We start from the raw sequence: 19,484 nt of genomic DNA on the forward strand, positions 1-19,484 counted from the left end.
GCAAGAAAACTAACCGGCAACCGCCTTGTTTTTATCCTGCTTAATGGGCGGTTTACCCGAAAAGAGAAACTTCAGCACCGGGATCCGTAAATGGATTTCGTACAGAATGACCGCAATTCCAACCACAAAAAGCAGACCGCAGAGAAAACCCAGCAGGTTCGACTTGATGTGCGGTGTGATATACGCGCCAAAAAACAGCGTTAGCGGGTGGTGCACCAAATAGATGAACAGCGACGCGTTGACAAAATAGGTCACGCGAGCCGACTGGAAATTCAGTAAACGGTGGCCAAGCGAGAAGACAACGTTCACCATCCATAGCCCCATGACCATGGTAATGACATATTCGGTTTCATACATCCAGGCATCGCCGTTGCCGTAACGCTGATTGAGCAGGTATGCGACAAATGCGAATGCGGCGCCTAACGTGCAGCCGCGCGATGGCGTGGTAAACAGTGCTTTCAGATTCGGATTGATAAACGCCAGCGCACCGAGCATAAAGAAAGGCACATAGAACAGCGTTTGCATAACGATAAAATTAAACATGCCATCGCTGAGAATCGAAGGGTAGAGGATGAAAATCGTTCTTCTGACGGCGGCATAGCCGACACCCAACAATATAAAAATCAGCGTTAATTTGGTCATTGACACCCCCGATGCAGGGGTACCGTCTCCACGCGATAGTCTGTTTTTCATCTGGGTAAATACCCACATGCTCAGGGTCGTTAACACCACCAGAACCAGCAAAAACCACAGATGGGAAATCAGTTCCCAGGCCAGCGCATTGTATTTGTCGTAGCCGCTGAGGGTATGCCAGCTGTCTGCTTTTCCCTTCACGTATTGCAGCATGATAAATTGCGGCAGCGTAAGCAGCGGAATCGCGGTCAGCATAGGGATCCCCACGCGTTCTACACGCACCTTCCACCAGCGTTTTAACGGATAGCGCAAAAAAAGCATGTAGGAAAAATAACCTGAAATGACAAAGAAGACCTGCATGCGAAATGCATGGATAAAGTCGTTAAAAAGGGTTAACCACCATGACGGTTCTGCGCTGTTCACGTGCCAGGTGTGGGTGGAGTAGATCAATGAAATATGGAATGGGATCCCTAACAACATTAGCCAGGCACGGATGGAGTCAAGAAAATATTCACGTGGTGGTGATACAGAGCTCATAGACAGTTACGTATTCTCAGACTTTTCGTCTTATCCCTAAGACGAATAATGGTTACATTCGAGGGCAACCCTACACGAAGTCCAACAACCTGTCTCCAGGATAAGCACGCAAAGTGAAAACAGGCAGATGAACCTGCTTAAACCATGAGCCAGCGCGCGAACAATACAGGGATTCAGTTGTCGGAGTACCCGATTATCCATTAAAATGGATCGGATCAATATAAGCACACAAAGGGGGAAGTGCTTACTAATTATGAAACATAAACTACAAATGATGAAAATGCGTTGGTTGGGTGCAGCAGTCATGTTAACGCTGTATACATCATCGAGCTGGGCGTTCAGTATTGATGATGTTGCAAAACAAGCTCAATCCTTAGCCGGGAAAGGCTATGAGGCGCCAAAAAGTAACTTGCCCTCCGTTTTCCGCGACATGAAATATGCGGATTATCAACAGATCCAGTTCAATCGCGATAAAGCGTACTGGAGCAATCTCAAGACCCCATTTAAGCTCGAGTTCTACCACCAGGGTATGTACTTCGACACGCCGGTCAAAATCAACGAAGTTACCGCCACGGCGGTGAAAAGAATCAAATACAGCCCGGATTATTTTAATTTTGGCGATGTTCAGCATGATAAAGACACGGTAAAAGATCTCGGCTTCGCCGGGTTCAAAGTGCTGTATCCGATCAACAGCAAAGATAAAAACGATGAAATCGTCAGCATGCTCGGTGCCAGCTATTTTCGCGTTCTGGGTGCAGGTCAGGTCTACGGCCTGTCAGCGCGTGGCCTCGCGATTGATACCGCTCTGCCTTCTGGTGAAGAATTTCCCCGCTTCCGTGAGTTTTGGATCGAGCGTCCGAAACCGACTGATAAACGTTTAACCATTTATGCTTTGTTGGATTCTCCGCGTGCAACCGGAGCGTATCGTTTTGTCATTATTCCAGGTCGTGACACGGTCGTGGATGTTCAGTCCAAAGTATACCTGCGCGACAAAGTGGGCAAACTGGGTGTGGCACCGTTAACCAGTATGTTCCTGTTTGGACCGAACCAGCCGTCTCCGGCGACAAACTATCGTCCGGAACTGCATGATTCTAACGGTTTGTCTATCCACGCGGGCAATGGGGAGTGGATTTGGCGTCCGCTGAATAACCCGAAACATCTCGCGGTGAGCAGCTTCGCAATGGAAAACCCGCAAGGATTCGGACTGTTGCAGCGTGGCCGTCAGTTCTCGCGTTTTGAAGATATCGACGATCGTTACGATCTGCGCCCAAGCGCCTGGATCACGCCAAAAGGTGACTGGGGTAAAGGTAAGATTGAGTTAGTTGAAATCCCAACTAACGATGAAACGAACGATAACATCGTTGCGTACTGGACGCCGGATCAACTGCCTGAAGCGGGCAAAGAGATGAACTTCAAGTACACTTTGACGTTCACGCGTGATGAAGACAAGCTTCATGCGCCGGAAAGCGCCTGGGTACAGCAGACTCGTCGTTCTACCGGTGATGTAAAACAGTCCAACCTGATTCGTCAGCCTGACGGTACCATCGCGTTTGTGGTGGACTTTATCGGCACAGATATGAAAAAGCTGCCGCAGGATACCCCGGTTACCGCACAAACCAGTATTGGCGACAACGGTGAAATCGTTGAAAGCACTGTGCGCTATAACCCGGTATCTAAAGGTTGGCGTTTGATGCTGCGCGTGAAAGTGAAAGACGTGAAGAAAACCACTGAAATGCGTGCTGCCTTGGTCAATGCCGATCAGACGCTGAGTGAAACCTGGAGCTACCAGTTACCTGCCAATGAATAAGACAACTGAGTATATTGACGCAATGCCGCTTTCGGATATCGAGAAAGCGGCACTGCCGAAAACTGACATCCGCGCCGTTCATCAGGCGTTGGATGCCGAGCATCGTACTTACTCGCGCGAAGATGATTCACCGCAGGGTTCTGTGAAAGCTCGCCTTGAGCAAGCATGGCCGGATTCTTTGGCTAAAGAGCAGTTGGTTAAGGACGATGAGGGCCGCGATCAGCTGCAGGCGATGCCAAAAGCGACGCGTACCTCTATGTTCCCCGATCCCTGGCGTACCAACCCGGTTGGTCGTTTTTGGGATCGCTTGCGTGGGCGCGATGTGACGCCGCGTTATCTTTCGCGTTTGACGAAAGAAGAACAGGAAAGCGAGCAAAAATGGCGTACCGTAGGCACCATCCGCCGCTATACGCTGTTGATTCTAACGCTGGCGCAAACGGTCGTAGCAACCTGGTATATGAAGACGATCCTCCCGTATCAGGGGTGGGCATTTATTAATCCGGTAGACATGATGGGGCAGGATTTATGGGTCTCCTTTATGCAATTGCTGCCCTACATGCTCCAGACCGGCATTCTTATTTTGTTTGCTGTGCTTTTCTGTTGGGTGTCTGCGGGATTCTGGACTGCGCTGATGGGCTTCTTGCAACTGTTGATTGGACGAGATAAGTACAGTATTTCGGCCTCAACGGTTGGGGACGAACCGCTGAATCCTGAACACCGTACCGCGCTGATTATGCCTATTTGTAACGAAGACGTTGATCGCGTATTTGCGGGACTGCGCGCTACGTGGGAATCGGTCAAAGCAACGGGCAACGCCGAACATTTCGATGTTTATATCCTGAGCGACAGCTACAACCCTGATATCTGCGTAGCAGAACAAAAAGCGTGGATGGAGCTGATTGCCGAAGTGCAGGGCGAAGGGCAGATTTTCTACCGCCGTCGTCGTCGTCGCGTGAAGCGTAAAAGCGGCAACATTGATGACTTCTGTCGTCGCTGGGGAAATCAGTACAGCTACATGGTGGTGCTGGACGCTGACTCAGTGATGAGTGGTGACTGTCTGAGCGGCCTGGTGCGTCTGATGGAAGCGAATCCGAATGCCGGGATTATCCAGTCTTCACCGAAGGCTTCCGGTATGGATACGCTGTATGCGCGCTGCCAGCAGTTTGCGACCCGTGTTTATGGACCGCTGTTTACCGCCGGGCTTCACTTCTGGCAGTTAGGGGAATCACACTACTGGGGCCACAACGCAATTATCCGCGTGAAGCCATTTATCGAGCACTGTGCGCTCGCGCCGTTACCGGGCGAAGGCTCGTTTGCGGGATCGATCCTCTCCCATGACTTCGTGGAAGCGGCATTGATGCGTCGTGCTGGCTGGGGCGTGTGGATTGCCTACGATCTGCCGGGCTCTTATGAAGAGCTGCCGCCGAACCTGCTGGATGAACTCAAGCGTGACCGCCGCTGGTGCCACGGCAACCTGATGAACTTCCGTTTGTTCCTGGTGAAAGGGATGCACCCGGTTCACCGTGCGGTATTCCTGACCGGTGTAATGTCCTATCTGTCTGCGCCGCTTTGGTTTATGTTCCTCGCGCTCTCTACCGCATTGCAGGTGGTGCATGCGTTGACGGAGCCGCAGTACTTCCTGCAACCGCGTCAGCTGTTCCCGGTATGGCCGCAATGGCGACCTGAACTGGCGATCGCGCTGTTTGCTTCAACGATGGTGCTGCTGTTCCTGCCGAAGCTGCTGAGTATTTTGCTCATCTGGTGTAAAGGGACGAAAGAGTACGGCGGGTTTATCCGCGTCACGCTGTCGCTACTGTTGGAAGTTCTGTTCTCCGTGTTGCTGGCGCCGGTGCGTATGTTGTTCCACACCGTCTTCGTTGTAAGCGCCTTCCTCGGTTGGGAAGTTGTGTGGAATTCGCCGCAGCGTGATGACGATTCGACCCCGTGGGGTGAAGCGTTTATGCGTCACGGTTCTCAGTTACTGCTGGGGCTGGTGTGGGCTGTGGGTATGGCCTGGCTGGATCTGCGTTTCCTGTTCTGGCTGGCACCGATTGTCTTCTCGCTGATCCTGTCACCGTTTGTTTCCGTGATTTCCAGCCGTTCCACGGTGGGGTTACGTACCAAGCGCTGGAAGCTGTTCCTGATCCCGGAAGAGTATTCTCCGCCGCAGGTGCTGGTGGATACCGATACTTATCTGGTGATGAACCGTAAACGTACGCTGGACGATGGCTTTATGCATGCGGTGTTTAATCCGTCGTTTAACGCACTGGCCACGGCCATGGCGACTGCACGCCACCGCGCCAGCAACGTGCTGGAGATTGCACGCGATCGTCATGTGGAACAGGCACTGAACGAAACGCCGGAGAAACTGAATCGCGATCGTCGCCTGGTGTTGTTGAGCGATCCGGTGACCATGGCGCGTTTACATTACCGTGTCTGGAATTCACCTGATAAGTATTCTTCGTGGGTGAACTACTATCAGGGACTGACACTGAACCCGCTGGCGCTCAGGAAAAAATAAGCGTTCTGTAACGTGAAAATACCGGCCTGGTGCCGGTATTTTTTTATATTGAATAGAATGAGTCGTGAGGTAGCAGGTGCGAATATTGGCTGTAGGAATAATGATCTTCTTCCTGAGCGGATGCGGCAGCATTATTAGTCGTACCATCCCAGGGCAAGGACACGGAAACCAATACTATCCTGGCGTGCAATGGGATGTTAGGGACTCCGCATGGCGCTACGTCACTATCCTCGATCTGCCATTTTCGCTGGTGTTTGATACGTTGCTGCTGCCGCTCGACATACATCATGGACCTTACGAGTAATTATCGCTCATCCCATTCATCGGCTGCGGTCTGTCCCTCTTCAGTATCAAGGGGAGGTTCCAGCTGGAATTCACCTTCATCCCATTCGTGAAGCGTATTTTCTTCCTGCCACTCCTGGCGGATTTCAATTTCATCATAGTCGCCATCAAAAACGCTCTGGGCCGCTTCCCCGCTCAGGATTGGAAGACATTCACCATCTACATCATCCTCGTCAGCAAAGAATTCCGCCTGCCACATAATGTCGCCATCCTGTAGCACGTATTTTTGGACGCTTAGCTGTTGAACGCTGGCGTCGTCTGACTCAAGGTCAGGGTTATCAGCCAGAAACACTTCACGAGCTGCATCAATAGCCTCTTCCAACGTGGCATAAAAATTCATGTCATTCTTTGCCATATTTCTTCTCCTAAGGCGAACAATAAAGGGGGATGATTCAATCTATAGACGGCGATCCGCAGAGCGTCAAACCCATTAGCTGCATGGTTCATTCAATCAGATGATTACTGCCTGCAATGCCTACGAGACTGGGGGAAAGTAACTTCGGTTGTTTATGAAAAATTTACATTGGCAGATACTGAAGCCGACGTAATATCAGGAAAAAAATTCAAGAAAAAATAGTAATGTATGTGATTTGCAATGTAGTAATGAAAATCAAAAAATTAAAAAATGACGTTATATAAGGAAATCTTCAGGGTTGAACGTTATTTTTTATGTGTTTTAGAGAGGGAATCCGATCGCTTATGACGTAATATTTCATAACTTAATAAAAACAAAGAAGAAAATTAATGCCCAATACGGAAGTGTCGCAGGTGCAATCAATGAAAGTGGCTAAACTTAGTGGTGTCTCTGGTAGTGACAAAGTATCTTTTGTGTATGGGGGCTGTGAATGGTGTGAGTGATACTTAAAAAGTATACATAATTAAATATTATTAATGACAAAGGTTATAAATCTATAAGAAACCATTAAATAAGAAATGAATTAGTGTCATTGAATCTGTGCAGATATAATAGTTTGCAAAATCTTATGCTTTATTATATAAAATGCAAAATTAAGAAAGCCCTTAAGGTTGTTATGGATAACGGCAATTCAAATAATAGAAGGTTAATGGCTTTCTATATAATCTGTTTGGCTAGCTATGTTCTTGGTGGAGTGTGTCTTACACAATTTAAATCAACGATACAAAGTGTCCCGCAAACAGTATATCTGATTATAATTGTAGGGTTGTTCTTTTTATATGGGATAATTTTCCTGTTTATGTTATTCCAGTATCTTTGTAGAAAAGATCTCACCTGCCTTATGATATTAGGTATGGCGTTTCTTGGGAATAACATATTTTTCATCGAGACTATCTACATCGTTCAGGACTTGATTAATGATTATGCCTCAATCGAAAAAAGAACTAACGATATAGCCATATTCTATTACTTTCGGCAGATTAGTTTCATTGCTCTGCTATTTGTTTCATTAAAATCTTATAAAGTATCCTCGACAGTTATTGAAACCAAAGAAAGAGAACCTTGCTATATCGTTCTGTCTTTTTTAATCATGCTTGTTATCGCGGTGGTGGCGCACGCTCTGGCAAGTTACAACCCTAATTTTACACTCGAGATCACAAGCCTGAAGCCTGATAATGTCACCGTGCACTGGCATATTGGGTACATTTATTCGCTTATTGTATCCTGGGGACTGGTCCTGTTGTATTTAATCATTAAAACCAGAACGCATAACATCTTGTGGAAAAGTATAGGGCTACTGTGTTGCTCAGCAATATTGACCAATGTACTACTTCTGAGCCTGGATGAATATAGCATGTATATTTGGTATGTAAGCCGGGGGATTGAGGTGATAAGTGCCCTGTGTATAATCTCAATACTGATGTACAACACCTTCATCATCTTAAAAAAAGAAACGGATTCAGCTATTAAAGACGCAATGACTAAAATATATAATCGTAAACTATTCTATAAGTCATTAAAATCATCATTAGCAAAAGGCACAGTATGTGTAATGGTTCTGGATATTGATAAATTCAAACGGATTAATGATACTTACGGTCATCAGGAAGGTGACAGAGTGATAATCAGCATTGTCGATATTGTCAATAAATCAATCAGAGATACGGATATTTTTGCCAGAGTAGGCGGTGAAGAATTTGCGATCCTTCTTAAGTGTAACGATAAAGATGAGGCAATTGTTGTTGCAGAGCGAATTAGGCGAAATGTAGAGAATGGTACGACAATACCAAACTCATATGAGTTAAAGGAAAAAATGACGATCAGTATCGGTGTATATTGCAGCAAAATTGATGATGAATCAGCGGATAAAGTTGTTTCATACGCCGATGCCGCTTTGTATGAAGCCAAAAATTCTGGCAGAAATAAGGTGTGTTACTATTATCATTAAGGTTGAAATATACGCCGTATAAGATAAGTTTATTATTCCGAACCGGCGAATACAAATACACAAATCATCCCACGATCTCTGTACTCCGACGACGGCGCAGGCTATTCCACGAGTACAGGGCGTTAAACAGTACGACGCCCGCGGTCACACAGAAAACGGCACGAAAACCGTAGTTGGCGGATATCGCTGCCCCCATTAGAGGTCCTGTTACGTTACCGATATCGCGAAATGACTGATTATAACTGAAAATACGTCCAGCTATTTGATTGGTCGAGTTGTAAACCAGCAGCGTTTGTACCGCCGGGAGCAGAGCGCCGTCGGCCGCACCCAATAAAAAGCGCAGAACACCAAGCTGCCAGGGCGTATGGACAAATGACATTGGAATAAGCAGTAACACAGAAACGATCAGTGCGACGATCAGGATCTTCTCCGGGCCAATTCGATCGCCTAATCTGCCAAGTTTTGGGGCGCTGATTAATGCCGCAACGCCGGGGACAGAGGCTATCATCCCACTGATAAACGCAATATTGCTGACGTTGCCAGCCAACTCTCGAACGTACAGGGTCAGTATTGGTGCGATAGAACCGGTGGCTACCTGAATGATCAAAGTGGTGATAAACAGGCTCAGCACCAGTTTGGGGTTCTTTAAAGAGGCCACGACTTCACGAATGTGCAGCATCTCTTTCTTGCTCACTGGCTGGAAACGCTCGCGGATAAAAAATAGCGTCAGGATGAAGCAGACCAGCAGCACGCTGGCGGTGATGAAAAATACAGGGCGTAATCCGTACTGATCCGCGAGCAGCCCGCCCGCTAGCGGCCCGAGCAGTGCGCCACTAACGCCACCGGTTGAAAGCGTTCCCAGTGCCCAGCCGCTTTTATTGCGTGGAACCTGGGTGGCGATCAGTGCATTCGCATTGGGGATGAATCCACCAAGCAGCCCTAACAAGGCGCGCAGGATTAAGAACTGCCAGATATTTTGCGCCAGTCCCATCAGCAGCATCACAATTGCCATGCCCAACGCGGAACGCAGCAGCATGATTTTTCGTCCTTTGCGATCGGCAAGGCCACCCCAGAAAGGAGAGGCAATGGCTGAAAAGAGAAAGGTGATGCTGAAGACCAGGCCTGACCACATATTCAGGGCGCTATGACCCGTGACGCCGAGACTCTCGACGTAAAGAGGCAAAAAGGGCATGACCAGGCTAAATGCTGCTCCGGTTAAAAAACAACCTAACCAGGCAACGGTGAGGTTGCGTTTCCAGTTTATGGGGGCATCTGAGGGTGACATAGCGATCCGCAGTGTGATGCGCTGTTTGCGCTATCGATTGAATATAAGTAAGCAGGCTAATTATGCGCCTGGTTGATAGTTGCTGCAATGCGGATAGCAGTTAAACCTAAAACGGGTTGGGAGGGTGTTGCAGCCCACTGGACTGCAACACTACGTCAGTACAGAGAAGGGGAGCCTTCAGGACGCGTCTTGAAGCGACGATGCAGCCACATATACTGCTCTGGCGCCATCATTATGCATTGCTCAACAATTTTGTTCATCCACGCAGCAGTGGTTTCTGCGTCGTCCAACGGTGGTGAGCATTCTGGAGGCAACATAATCAATTGATACCCTTTACCGTCAGGTTTGCGGCGGGGAACAAACGGTACCAGGCAGGCATTGGACATGCGCGAAAGCATCCAGGTCCCTGAGGTTGTTGCGGCTTGTTCAACTGCAAAAAGTGGTACAAACACGCTGGCGCGAGGGCCGTAATCATGATCCGGCGCGTACCAGACCACTTCGCCCTTTTTCAACGCTTTAATCATTCCTTTCAAGTCCTTACGATCAAGCATTGATTTATTCGAGCGCATGCGGCCCCAGGTTTGTAGCCAGTCCAGCAGCGGATTGTCGTTAGGGCGATACACACCAATACCCGGCTCCTGCAAGCCAAACTGGCGCGCACCCAGTTCCAGAGTCAAAAAGTGCAGACCCACTAACAGAATCCCGCGTTTTTGCGCCTGAACGTCACGGATATGTTCCATTCCGATCACTTCCGTCCAGCGCGAAATACGCTTATCGGACCAAAACCAGGCCATCCCGGTTTCCATTACGCCCATGCCTACGGATTCGAAGTTCTTGACGACCATCTGCTGGCGTTCCTGCTCACTCATCTGCGGGAAGCACAGTTCCAGATTTCGGGAAACAATTTTTGCCCGACGTTTCATCAAACGTAGCGCCAGTCGACCTAACGCACAGCCCAACTTAAAGAGGATGGGGTAGGGTAACTGCACGATTAACCAAAGGATGCCAATACCCAGCCAGGTTAACCAATAACGTGGATGCAGTAACGCAGCCGAAAACTTGGGTAAATTCGTCATGTCTATCCTGTCTTCAAACGACCAATTCCCTGTATTGTCGCATTTTTTCGCGCGTATCAAAAATTTGTGACGGGAGAACGGTGATTAATTCCGCAATTGTTGTTGCGATTTTATCGTGAAGTATGAAATGTAGCGTAAAATGTGTGGATGTAAATTGGCGATGTTTGCTTTATTATGCCGCCGATTTTCATTTATTCCTTATTTGCAGGATACGTACACCATGCCAGTGTTACACAACCGCATTTCGAACGACGCCCTCAAAGCTAAAATGCTGGCCGAGACCGAGCCGCGCACGACAATCTCATTCTATAAATATTTCACCATTGCCAATCCTCAGCACACGCGTGATGCGCTGTACCAGATGTTCACCGCATTGAACGTCTTTGGGCGAGTATATCTTGCCCATGAAGGAATTAACGCGCAAATCAGCGTACCGCAAAGCAACGTCGAGGCATTTCGCCAGCAGCTCTATGCGTTTGATGCTGCATTGAAGGATTTACGTCTGAATATAGCGCTGGATGATGACGGTAAATCGTTCTGGGTACTGCGTATGAAAGTCCGCGAACGTATCGTGGCGGATGGTATTGACGATCCAGACTTTGACGCCAGCAACGTGGGTGACTACCTGAAGGCGGCTGAAGTGAACGCCATGTTGGACGATCCTGACGCGGTATTCATTGATATGCGCAACCACTATGAATATGAGGTGGGTCATTTCGAGAATGCGCTGGAGATACCGGCAGACACGTTCCGCGACCAGTTGCCGAAAGCGGTTGAAATGATGCAGGCGCATAAAGATAAAAAAATCGTGATGTACTGCACGGGTGGGATCCGCTGTGAGAAAGCCAGCGCCTGGATGAAACACAATGGATTTAGCAAAGTCTGGCACATTGAGGGCGGTATTATTGAATATGCCCGCAAGGCGCGTGAACAGGGGCTTCCGGTACGTTTTGTCGGTAAAAACTTTGTCTTTGATGAGCGTATGGGCGAAAGGATCTCTGAAGATGTTATCGCGCATTGCCATCAGTGCGGCACGGCGTGCGATAGCCATACTAATTGCAAAAATGATGGCTGCCATCTGTTGTTTATTCAGTGCCCGGCTTGTGCGCAAAAATATAAAGGCTGCTGTAGCGAGCTGTGTAGCGAAGAGAGTGAGTTGCCGGAAGAGGAACAACGGCGTCGTCGTGCGGGGCGTGAAAATGGCAATAAAATCTTCAATAAATCACGCGGTCACCTGAATACCAAACTGGGTATTCCAGACCCTGCGCAATAACATGATGCCGGATGAGGGGTAGTACCTCATCCGGTAATTCATGCGTTACTTCTGCTGAACACCTTCCACTGAGATGATCAAATCGACTTCCTGCGATGCAGGGCCGAGATCGGTGGAGATGTTGAAATCCTTCAGCTTAATCTTACCTTGCGCTTCAAAACCAGCGCGCGTACCGCCCCAGGGATCGCCACCCTGACCGATGAGCTTCGCGTCCAGCGTAACCGGTTTAGTAACGCCGTTCAGGGTCAAATTACCGGTGATATCCAGGTCATTCCCCTCTTTTTTCACGCTGGTGGAGCTGAAGGTCGCCTGCGGGAATTTTGCCACGTTAAGGAAATCTGCACTGCGCAGATGCTTGTCGCGTTCGGCGTGATTAGTGTCAACGCTGTTGGTGTTGATGGTTACGTTAACCTTATCGGCTGCGGGATTTTTCTCATCAAAGGTAAACGTACCGTCGAAATCTTTGAAAGTGCCGTACAGCCAGCTGTAACCCAGATGCTGAATACGGAAATTAACAAAGGCATGCTGTCCTTCCTTGTCAATTTTGTAATCTGCCGCCACGGCCGACCCGGTGGTGAATAAAAGAGAAGCGAGTGTAAGTCCCAGCAGGTTTTTTTTCATTTTAAGCTCCATAGTCAGATGACGATTTTCCCAACATGCGATTGAGGGTATCGTCGTTATCAATAAAGTGATGTTTCAGGGCCATCAGTCCGTGTAGTAGGGATAAAATCACCACGGTCCACGCAAGCCACAGGTGCAAGCTACCGGCGAGGTCGGCCTGGGTACCTGCATTGGCCAGGGTGGCGGGAATGTCGAACCAGCCAAAGACGCTTATCGCTTTGCCATCTGCGGTGGAAATCAGATATCCACTGATGACAATCGAAAAGAGCAGCAAATAAAGTGCGAGGTGACCCAGTGCCGCTGCGATACGGGTCAAACGGGAGTAGCTTGCCAACGCAGCAGGCGGAGGGGAGAACAACCGCCAGACAACGCGGATAACCAGTCCCATCATGAGTAGGATGCCGATGCTTTTATGCAGTTCGGGAGCCTGGTGATACCAGCCGTCGTAATAGCTGAGCGTGACCATCCATAACCCCAACGCAAACATGCCATATACAGCAATCGCAATCAGCCAATGTAATGTGGCTGACACTACGCCATAGCGCTGTGGAGTATTATTGAATTGCATAAGCACACCGATTGATATTTCAGAAGTGAATGAAAATGGCGTGTAAAAGACATTAATGCAACTAATAAATAACAATAGTGATGATATTTATTTTTTATTCAATAAAGTTGACTGATTGTTGAGGTAATCATCAAGGGATTAGTGCGAAAATATGTGGCGGGGCTTAGTCTATGGGATGTTATGGTTTTTGTTATTATTCAGTTTATTGCAATGAAAATTAAGCTAATCTCAATTTTTGTCAATTATTGTCAGCGCGCAGGAATCAGAAAAACATAATATATATTACATCCATAATGGCCAGCAGTGACCATAAAATAATGTAGAGCATAAGATGCTCGCGAATATTATTAACCAGATAGTGAAAGATACGGCGCATTGACGTTATTCCTGTCATTAAAAATGGCCTCACCAACGAGGCCATTCATTTATTATCACTTAAAACGGCTTAGCCTGAAGGGGGTCAGGTCAAAGTCAGACGGTTTGTCCTGAGCGAAGTCTGCCGCAATCTCTCCCAGTACAGAGGCAAACTTAAAGCCATGTCCGCTCAGTCCGGTAATGATCAGCGTGTTGTCATGTTCAGGCAGAGTATCAATTATAAAGTCTTCATCTGGTGAATTATCGTAAGTGCAGGATGCGCCGTGCAGGCAACAGCCAACGCCAGGCAGAATTGTGCGCAGGAATGGGAAGGCTTCAGAACCGTCGCTGGCTACAGCGGCAAATGGCTTACGCTCTTCTGCAGAATGGATTACCTGTCCGCCATTGTGCTTACCAATTTTCAGCTCGTCGTTTTCAGCCGGGAAACCGTAGTATTGATCGCCATTTGGCAGCTCGCCGGTGAAAGCCGGGAAGTTATTCTTAACGCTGTAGCGCCCATCGGCCTGATACCAGGCGAACACTTTGCGCACCGGTTGTATCGGTAGTTCAGGGACTAAAGCCTGCACCCAGGTACCGGCGCTGATCACTGCTTTTTTCGCATGGTAGTCACCGTCAGCCGTTTCTACCGTGATGCCATCATCACCGTGATGAATTGCGCTGACCGGGCATTTAAACAGTTGCGCACAGCCTGCTTCTTCCGCCAGACGGATCCAGGTTTTAATTGCTAACTCACTGCGTAAAAAACCGGACTCCGCTTCAAACAGACCGATATAGTTGTCAGGAACGCGAATTTCCGGCCAGCGAGCCATGATGGCCGCTGCATCTAATTGTTCAACGTTAAGTTGCCACTGTTTTGCGCTTTGCGCTGCAGTTGCTATGAAGGTTGACTTTGCCGGACCGAGGTTGATAACTCCGGAGCGAACAAAAATCGGTTCTTCATTATGGGTGGACAGTTCATCCCACAATGTTTGCGCACGTAGCACCAGCGGAACGTATTTTTCGCCTTCGCCATAAGCATGACGAATTAATCGAGTATCGCCGTGGTGGCTGCCCTGTTGATGTGGTGGCATATGCGCATCGATCATCAGAACCTTCAGACCGGCACGAGTGGCATAGTATCCAGCTGCGGCGCCTACCGAACCGCTGCCAATAATGATTAAGTCGTATTTCATCCGCTTCTCTCTGCAATCGCGATAGTAGAAGGGTAAATAACTGACCTGGAATATTCAACCTGGAAATAAGAAAGGCACCGCTAAGGTGCCTTTGATGGTTGGATGTATCAGGTTTAATGTCGCTGATACTCATTTACCTGGTAATCGCCAGATTCAATTTTGGCGATTCCTGCTTCTAATATCGAAATAAATTGCCTGGCAACATCAGTGGTTAACCAGAGCGTTTGACCAACTTCAGTCCCATCCGGGTCAGGGCGGTTCGGGGTTTGGTAGTGCAAACGCAGCATCAGCGCATCGTAGCTATCAACAGTGCTGATGTCCCACCCTACAAGCGGATGAGTCTGAATGACTTCATTATTCTTTTCCATCATGCCCCCTAATTCGTGTTACTAGACAACGGTTTTCGAGGTTCAATGCGTTTTTTTCTGAAGCAACTTCAGTATATCAATAAATAAGGGTATTCATTGAAAATTTAAAGAGGGAAGGGCATAAAATTTTTGTTTTCAGCGTTATCTGACTAAGAAACCGACATGTTATTCATTTTTTTTTAGTATGTTGCACAATTATTTTGTTGTTTTGGTTAAAAGATAATCGGTGGGTTAATATTAAATTAAATGCTCGTCAGAAGAAATGCGCGATTGATTACAAGATAGCGTGTATAAAAAAGCCGGGGCGACCCGGCAAACAAACATCACTGCATATCGTTATTTATTCGTTGATGAACCAGTCATCCGCGCTTTCCCAGGTTTCCTGTAGGATCTCGCTGATGCGTTCTTTGTCCTCTTTGGTCGCGCCAATAACCGACAGATTGTTTGCGCCGGCATAACGGACGGTAACGTTACCTTCGTTATCCGGAAAATGGTGCTGAATACGGCGGGAGAGTTCACCTGCCAGTGCGTCAATTGCACCGGCAGGTAAAGGTGAAGTTTTGGCAATAGTGACTTCAATACGCATAGTAGCCCCCTGTTGAATATACTGTTTATTTATACAGTTATTCGAATCAGTTGGCTACACTTTTTTTAGCTTTTTACTGACCAGCGTACCGTTTCGCCACCCAGGAAAGGCACCAGCGTATCGTCTTCCAACGCTATGCTCTCAGGAACAAGGTGCTCCATGCGTTCCAGCTCAATAAAGGTCTCATTTACCGGCAAACCATAGAACTGTGGGCCGTTGAGTGAGCAGAAGGCTTCGAAATGGTCCAGCGCATTCATCTCTTCAAACACGGTGGCATAGCTGCCTAGTGCGGTCGGTGCATTAAAGCATCCAGCACAGCCACAGCTTGACTCTTTGCGATGACGTGCGTGCGGCGCTGAGTCGGTACCGAGGAAGGCGCGCGTAAACCCGCTGGCAACCAGTTCACGCAGCGCCTGTTGGTGGACGTTACGTTTGAGGATCGGCAGGCAGTACAGGTGAGGACGAATCCCGCCAACCAGCATGTGGTTGCGGTTAAACATCAGGTGCTGTGGCGTAATAGTCGCTGCCAGAAGCTCGTTACCGTCGCGCACGTATTCGGCAGCATCTCTGGTAGTGATATGCTCGAATACTACTTTCAGCGAGGTCAAACGCTGGCGCAGCGGTTCCATCACCGTTTCAATAAAGCGCGCTTCGCGATCGAAAATATCGATATCTGCATGCGTCACTTCGCCGTGCACCAGCAGCGGCATACCCAATTTTTCCATCCTCTCCAGCACCGGCATGATGGCGTCAATAGAGGTTACGCCATGCGTCGAGTTGGTGGTGGCATTGGCCGGATAGAGTTTTGCTGCGGTGAATACGCCTTCGTTAAATCCACGTTCCAGCTCGTTGGGATCCAGCGTATCCGTTAAGTAGCAGGTCATTAATGGTGTGAAGTCGTGTCCGGCAGGTACCGCGTCAAGAATGCGCTGGCGATAAGAGATAGCCGCGTCAACCGTGGTGACGGGCGGTGCCAGGTTCGGCATGACAATGGCGCGACCATAAATTTCACTGGTGTAGGGCACGACAGTTTTTAACATGTCGCCATCGCGAAAGTGAAGATGCCAGTCGTCTGGGCGGCGGATCTTTAAAACCTGGGATGGTGCAGTCATCAATATGCTCCGGCTGAGGATAGTCTTTTTGCCGGAAACAAAGGATAAGCGGAAACGTTTTCGTTTGCACGAAAAAAAAGGGCGCATCGGCGCCCTCAGTTTTATTAGTCGGTGAACGGGATGATGATTTCCCCCGGTTTCACCTCAATTCCCTTCGCCAGTTTTTTCGCCAGAGCTTCACCCTGGCTACTGTCATCCTGCAGAATGTAGGCTGGCTGCTGGTTGAAATAGTTACGCAGCGACTGGTTTAAATAAGGCATCAGCGTTTGCAGTACCGACTGCATTTTTTCTGGTGTCACGGTCGCATCCACGACTTCCATCTCTTGCAGATAAATTGCGCCTTTCTCTTTGTTAAATACCGGTAAGGCTTTTAACTTCAGCTTCATGGTCGCTTTCTGGCTGCCAAACAGGGAATTCATGTCCAGGTTGGCGTCACCGGTCAGGGTCACTTTATTGGGTTCTTCACGGCCAATCTGACTGGCGAGATTATTTAGTACGATGTGTGCTTCAGCAACGCCGGGCAAGCCGATATCTTTAGAAAAGTTATTATGCTTTGCCAGGGCCTGATTAATTTCTTGCTCGCTAACCGTGTATTGCGTGAGTTGATTACAACCAACCAACAGGCCGCTGACAATCAGCGCAGCGGCAAAAAAAAACTTTTTCATGGGGTTCCTCAACATGATGCATGTGGCGTAATCGTGACACAAAGCATCATCGAGTACCAGCGCCCCGGGCGCCAGCAGAAAAAACTGAAAAGCGCCCGGAAGCAGGTTCGGCTATCAGGCGTCTGGCTCCAGCATGCCTCTCGTTGGGCGTTTGAGACTGAATTGCCAGCCCAGCGCCAGGAAGGTGATGAGGCCGATAATACCGAGCATCATCCAGGGCAACTCAGGCTGTGCCAGGGCCTTGCCCATGTCAAACAGCCAGCCGCCGCCGATATATCCAATTGCGCCACCGATAGCGAGCCCCAGTCGACTGAAGCCCATATAGCTTCCTCGGGCACGTGCATTCGCCAGTGAGGCGCTAAGGGTTTCACGCGCTGGTTCGGCGATGATCGAGCCAATATAGAATGTACAGATCAGGGTGAACAACTGCTGCAAATTCCCCACCAGACCGATCGGCATCATGCTCAGAGACATCACCAGCAGACCGGCCATCAGACGATGTTCAAGGCGAAAACGTTTTTCACTCCAGCGGGCAATTGGGTAGAGCAGCGTCAATGAGAGGCACGCCTCGATGGCATACATCCATTTCACAGCGGCCGGTGAACCTGCGATGTCGTTCACCATGATTGGCAGCATCAGCATCACCTGTACCGCCAGCATGTAATAGCCCGCCAGCGTCAGCACATACGTGACAAAGCGCTTGTCATGCATCACGTGGCTCATCCCTTCGCGCACTGGAATTTTCACCGTCGACAGCTTCCATGCCGGGAGCAGCCAGGCGTTAAACGCCGCGCAAAGAACGAACAAAATTGCGCCGGTGGCACAGACGAGACGAAAATCGTATTGCAATAACCAACTGCCAAGCAACGCGCCAACCACGGCCCCGGCGCTATCCTGCATCATCAGAATAGAGAAAAAGCGCCCACGCTTTTCCGGGCGGATCAGTTTAACCACCAGCGCCGAGCGGGGTGGGTCGAATAGTGTACCGCCCAGTCCGGAGAGAAAGCAGGAAAACCACAGCAGCCACGGCTCATGGGCAATGCCCATGGTGGCGAACCCGGCAGCGCGCATCAGCATGCCGGTGACGATCATCGGTTTTGCACCGAAACGGTCCGCAATAGCACCGCCGAAAATACCCAACCCCTGCTGGATAAATTGACGTAATCCTAGTGCAATACCGACCATCACGGCGGCCCAGCCCATTTGGTCGACGAAACGAATTGAGATCAGCGGGAAAACGACGAAGAAACCCAGTACGACCAGCATATTATCGATGAGAAGGAAGTATTTACCCAGGTTCCTTGCCTGCGAGACTTGCGACATTTCCCCTCCAGGGAAAAACTCGTCACTCTGGATAGAGTTTAAAAGATAAGCACCTCCTATTCTGCGGTGTCGTCATCGCTTTTCCCACCCTTCGCGGGACAATATTTTTTTATCAAAAGTCCGTCTTGATAGAGAGTTTTCATCAAAATGTGTGAATAATTCAAAAAATGGCATTTTGCTCTTTTCACAGGGCGTATTCGCACAGGTATAGTAATGCGAATAGCGTATTGAAGACGTTACGGGAAGGAGTAGGTATAGAATGTTTGGCTATCGCAGTAACGTGCCAAAAGTGCGCTTAACCACCGACCGCCTGGTCGTGCGTTTAGTGCATGAGCGTGATGCCTGGCGTCTGGCAGATTATTACGCAGAAAATCGTCATTTCTTAAAACCCTGGGAACCTATTCGCGATGAAAGCCACTGCTATCCGTCCGGCTGGCAGGCGCGTCTGAGCATGATCTCTGAGTTTCATAAACAGGGCACCGCCTATTATTTTGCGCTGCTCGATCCGGACGAAAAAGAGATTATCGGCGTTGCGAACTTCTCAAACGTGGTGCGGGGATCCTTCCATGCCTGTTATCTCGGCTACTCCATTGCGCAGAAATGGCAGGGGCAGGGGCTAATGTATGAAGCCTTAACCTCGGCCATCCGTTATATGCAGCGCACGCAGCATATTCACCGCATTATGGCTAACTACATGCCACATAATAAGCGCAGCGGTGACCTGCTGGCGCGACTGGGTTTTGAAAAAGAAGGGTATGCCAAAGACTACCTGCTGATTGACGGGCAGTGGCGCGATCACGTGCTGACGGCGTTGACCACATCAGAATGGACCCCCGGCCGCTAAGTTTCAGATGCAG

At 48.9% G+C, this 19,484-nt stretch carries 19 protein-coding genes; 6 read left to right on the top strand and 13 right to left on the bottom strand.

Annotated features, from left to right (window positions below; genetic code table 11):
- Positions 1 to 9 precede the first annotated feature (9 nt).
- Positions 10 to 1,170, bottom strand: a complete 1,161-nt coding sequence (mdoC, locus tag OGY33_RS18845; RefSeq protein ID WP_032942947.1) for a glucans biosynthesis protein MdoC — start codon at positions 1,168 to 1,170, stop codon at positions 10 to 12.
- Between the two features lie 271 nt (positions 1,171 to 1,441).
- On the opposite strand from mdoC, the gene mdoG reads away from it, so the two are divergent.
- The 3 genes from mdoG (at position 1,442) to OGY33_RS18860 (ending at position 5,802) form a co-directional block, all read left to right on the top strand.
- On the top strand, positions 1,442 to 2,977 hold the full coding sequence (mdoG, locus tag OGY33_RS18850) for a glucans biosynthesis protein MdoG (protein ID WP_191239026.1): 1,536 nt from the start codon (positions 1,442 to 1,444) through the stop codon (positions 2,975 to 2,977).
- On the top strand, positions 2,970 to 5,498 hold the full coding sequence (gene mdoH, locus OGY33_RS18855) for a glucans biosynthesis glucosyltransferase MdoH (RefSeq protein ID WP_032941800.1): 2,529 nt from the start codon (positions 2,970 to 2,972) through the stop codon (positions 5,496 to 5,498). Before mdoG ends, mdoH begins: the two co-directional genes overlap by 8 nt.
- Before the next feature lie 76 nt (positions 5,499 to 5,574).
- Positions 5,575 to 5,802 carry a YceK/YidQ family lipoprotein gene (locus tag OGY33_RS18860; RefSeq protein ID WP_003832117.1) on the top strand — a complete coding sequence of 76 codons (228 nt, stop codon included), beginning with the start codon at positions 5,575 to 5,577 and terminating at the stop codon, positions 5,800 to 5,802.
- Here OGY33_RS18860 and OGY33_RS18865 read toward each other — a convergent pair whose 3' ends face one another.
- A complete protein-coding gene (locus OGY33_RS18865; RefSeq protein ID WP_008784346.1) occupies positions 5,803 to 6,180 on the bottom strand; it encodes a MysB family protein in 378 nt (125 codons plus the stop codon).
- A gap of 691 nt (positions 6,181 to 6,871) precedes the next feature.
- On the opposite strand from OGY33_RS18865, the gene OGY33_RS18870 reads away from it, so the two are divergent.
- Positions 6,872 to 8,203: a sensor domain-containing diguanylate cyclase gene (locus OGY33_RS18870; protein WP_048216333.1), complete on the top strand. Its 1,332-nt coding sequence runs from the start codon at positions 6,872 to 6,874 to the stop codon at positions 8,201 to 8,203.
- Between the two features lie 64 nt (positions 8,204 to 8,267).
- Here the strand turns inward: OGY33_RS18870 and mdtG are convergent, their stop codons facing one another.
- Both mdtG and OGY33_RS18880 read right to left on the bottom strand, forming a co-directional pair.
- Positions 8,268 to 9,488, bottom strand: coding sequence for a multidrug efflux MFS transporter MdtG (gene mdtG, locus OGY33_RS18875; RefSeq protein ID WP_048226982.1), 1,221 nt, complete (start codon positions 9,486 to 9,488; stop codon positions 8,268 to 8,270).
- Between the two features lie 155 nt (positions 9,489 to 9,643).
- The gene (locus OGY33_RS18880) at positions 9,644 to 10,564 is read right to left on the bottom strand and encodes a Kdo(2)-lipid IV(A) acyltransferase (protein ID WP_003036136.1); all 921 of its coding nucleotides are present in this window, start codon (positions 10,562 to 10,564) and stop codon (positions 9,644 to 9,646) included.
- Positions 10,565 to 10,784: 220 nt separating this feature from the next.
- On the opposite strand from OGY33_RS18880, the gene trhO reads away from it, so the two are divergent.
- Entirely contained in the window at positions 10,785 to 11,837 is a 1,053-nt protein-coding gene (gene trhO, locus OGY33_RS18885) for an oxygen-dependent tRNA uridine(34) hydroxylase TrhO (protein WP_048226980.1), read from the top strand.
- A 45-nt stretch (positions 11,838 to 11,882) separates the two neighbouring features.
- Here trhO and OGY33_RS18890 read toward each other — a convergent pair whose 3' ends face one another.
- The 9 genes from OGY33_RS18890 to mdtH form a co-directional block, all read right to left on the bottom strand.
- Entirely contained in the window at positions 11,883 to 12,458 is a 576-nt protein-coding gene (locus tag OGY33_RS18890) for a YceI family protein (RefSeq protein WP_103014531.1), read from the bottom strand.
- 1 nt (position 12,459) lies between these two features.
- A complete protein-coding gene (locus OGY33_RS18895; protein ID WP_048214474.1) occupies positions 12,460 to 13,026 on the bottom strand; it encodes a cytochrome b in 567 nt (188 codons plus the stop codon).
- Between the two features lie 262 nt (positions 13,027 to 13,288).
- Positions 13,289 to 13,402, bottom strand: a complete 114-nt coding sequence (locus tag OGY33_RS18900; RefSeq protein ID WP_003036148.1) for a YceO family protein — start codon at positions 13,400 to 13,402, stop codon at positions 13,289 to 13,291.
- 55 nt (positions 13,403 to 13,457) lie between these two features.
- The gene (gene solA, locus OGY33_RS18905) at positions 13,458 to 14,573 is read right to left on the bottom strand and encodes an N-methyl-L-tryptophan oxidase (protein ID WP_103014532.1); all 1,116 of its coding nucleotides are present in this window, start codon (positions 14,571 to 14,573) and stop codon (positions 13,458 to 13,460) included.
- Between the two features lie 113 nt (positions 14,574 to 14,686).
- The gene (bssS, locus tag OGY33_RS18910) at positions 14,687 to 14,941 is read right to left on the bottom strand and encodes a biofilm formation regulator BssS (protein ID WP_003036154.1); all 255 of its coding nucleotides are present in this window, start codon (positions 14,939 to 14,941) and stop codon (positions 14,687 to 14,689) included.
- Between the two features lie 340 nt (positions 14,942 to 15,281).
- Complete coding sequence (dinI, locus tag OGY33_RS18915) at positions 15,282 to 15,527, bottom strand: DNA damage-inducible protein I (protein WP_003036157.1); 246 nt, start codon at positions 15,525 to 15,527, stop codon at positions 15,282 to 15,284.
- 65 nt (positions 15,528 to 15,592) lie between these two features.
- Complete coding sequence (pyrC, locus tag OGY33_RS18920; RefSeq protein WP_149608144.1) at positions 15,593 to 16,639, bottom strand: dihydroorotase; 1,047 nt, start codon at positions 16,637 to 16,639, stop codon at positions 15,593 to 15,595.
- A 104-nt stretch (positions 16,640 to 16,743) separates the two neighbouring features.
- Positions 16,744 to 17,304: a lipoprotein gene (locus OGY33_RS18925; RefSeq protein ID WP_020996498.1), complete on the bottom strand. Its 561-nt coding sequence runs from the start codon at positions 17,302 to 17,304 to the stop codon at positions 16,744 to 16,746.
- Between the two features lie 114 nt (positions 17,305 to 17,418).
- Complete coding sequence (gene mdtH, locus OGY33_RS18930) at positions 17,419 to 18,627, bottom strand: multidrug efflux MFS transporter MdtH (RefSeq protein WP_003832142.1); 1,209 nt, start codon at positions 18,625 to 18,627, stop codon at positions 17,419 to 17,421.
- Positions 18,628 to 18,886: 259 nt separating this feature from the next.
- Between mdtH and rimJ the strand changes: the two genes are divergently transcribed.
- On the top strand, positions 18,887 to 19,471 hold the full coding sequence (gene rimJ, locus OGY33_RS18935; protein ID WP_003832145.1) for a ribosomal protein S5-alanine N-acetyltransferase: 585 nt from the start codon (positions 18,887 to 18,889) through the stop codon (positions 19,469 to 19,471).
- Positions 19,472 to 19,484 lie beyond the last annotated feature (13 nt).

Origin of the sequence: Citrobacter sp. Cpo032 (genome assembly GCF_030332975.1) — a bacterium.
GTDB classification, from domain to species: domain Bacteria; phylum Pseudomonadota; class Gammaproteobacteria; order Enterobacterales; family Enterobacteriaceae; genus Citrobacter; species Citrobacter portucalensis.

Excerpts from the sequence above, each read along its gene's own strand:
- mdoC (WP_032942947.1), bottom strand. The coding sequence starts at position 1,170 with ATGAGCTCTGTATCACCACCACGTGAATATTTTCTTGACTCCATCCGT.
- mdoG (WP_191239026.1), top strand. The coding sequence starts at position 1,442 with ATGATGAAAATGCGTTGGTTGGGTGCAGCAGTCATGTTAACGCTGTAT.
- mdoH (WP_032941800.1), top strand. The coding sequence starts at position 2,970 with ATGAATAAGACAACTGAGTATATTGACGCAATGCCGCTTTCGGATATC.
- OGY33_RS18865 (WP_008784346.1), bottom strand. The coding sequence starts at position 6,180 with ATGAATTTTTATGCCACGTTGGAAGAGGCTATTGATGCAGCTCGTGAA.
- OGY33_RS18870 (WP_048216333.1), top strand. The coding sequence starts at position 6,872 with ATGGATAACGGCAATTCAAATAATAGAAGGTTAATGGCTTTCTATATA.
- mdtG (WP_048226982.1), bottom strand. The coding sequence starts at position 9,488 with ATGTCACCCTCAGATGCCCCCATAAACTGGAAACGCAACCTCACCGTT.
- OGY33_RS18880 (WP_003036136.1), bottom strand. The coding sequence starts at position 10,564 with ATGACGAATTTACCCAAGTTTTCGGCTGCGTTACTGCATCCACGTTAT.
- trhO (WP_048226980.1), top strand. The coding sequence starts at position 10,785 with ATGCCAGTGTTACACAACCGCATTTCGAACGACGCCCTCAAAGCTAAA.
- OGY33_RS18890 (WP_103014531.1), bottom strand. The coding sequence starts at position 12,458 with ATGAAAAAAAACCTGCTGGGACTTACACTCGCTTCTCTTTTATTCACC.
- OGY33_RS18895 (WP_048214474.1), bottom strand. The coding sequence starts at position 13,026 with ATGCAATTCAATAATACTCCACAGCGCTATGGCGTAGTGTCAGCCACA.
- OGY33_RS18900 (WP_003036148.1), bottom strand. The coding sequence starts at position 13,402 with ATGCGCCGTATCTTTCACTATCTGGTTAATAATATTCGCGAGCATCTT.
- solA (WP_103014532.1), bottom strand. The coding sequence starts at position 14,573 with ATGAAATACGACTTAATCATTATTGGCAGCGGTTCGGTAGGCGCCGCA.
- bssS (WP_003036154.1), bottom strand. The coding sequence starts at position 14,941 with ATGGAAAAGAATAATGAAGTCATTCAGACTCATCCGCTTGTAGGGTGG.
- dinI (WP_003036157.1), bottom strand. The coding sequence starts at position 15,527 with ATGCGTATTGAAGTCACTATTGCCAAAACTTCACCTTTACCTGCCGGT.
- pyrC (WP_149608144.1), bottom strand. The coding sequence starts at position 16,639 with ATGACTGCACCATCCCAGGTTTTAAAGATCCGCCGCCCAGACGACTGG.
- OGY33_RS18925 (WP_020996498.1), bottom strand. The coding sequence starts at position 17,304 with ATGAAAAAGTTTTTTTTTGCCGCTGCGCTGATTGTCAGCGGCCTGTTG.
- mdtH (WP_003832142.1), bottom strand. The coding sequence starts at position 18,627 with ATGTCGCAAGTCTCGCAGGCAAGGAACCTGGGTAAATACTTCCTTCTC.
- rimJ (WP_003832145.1), top strand. The coding sequence starts at position 18,887 with ATGTTTGGCTATCGCAGTAACGTGCCAAAAGTGCGCTTAACCACCGAC.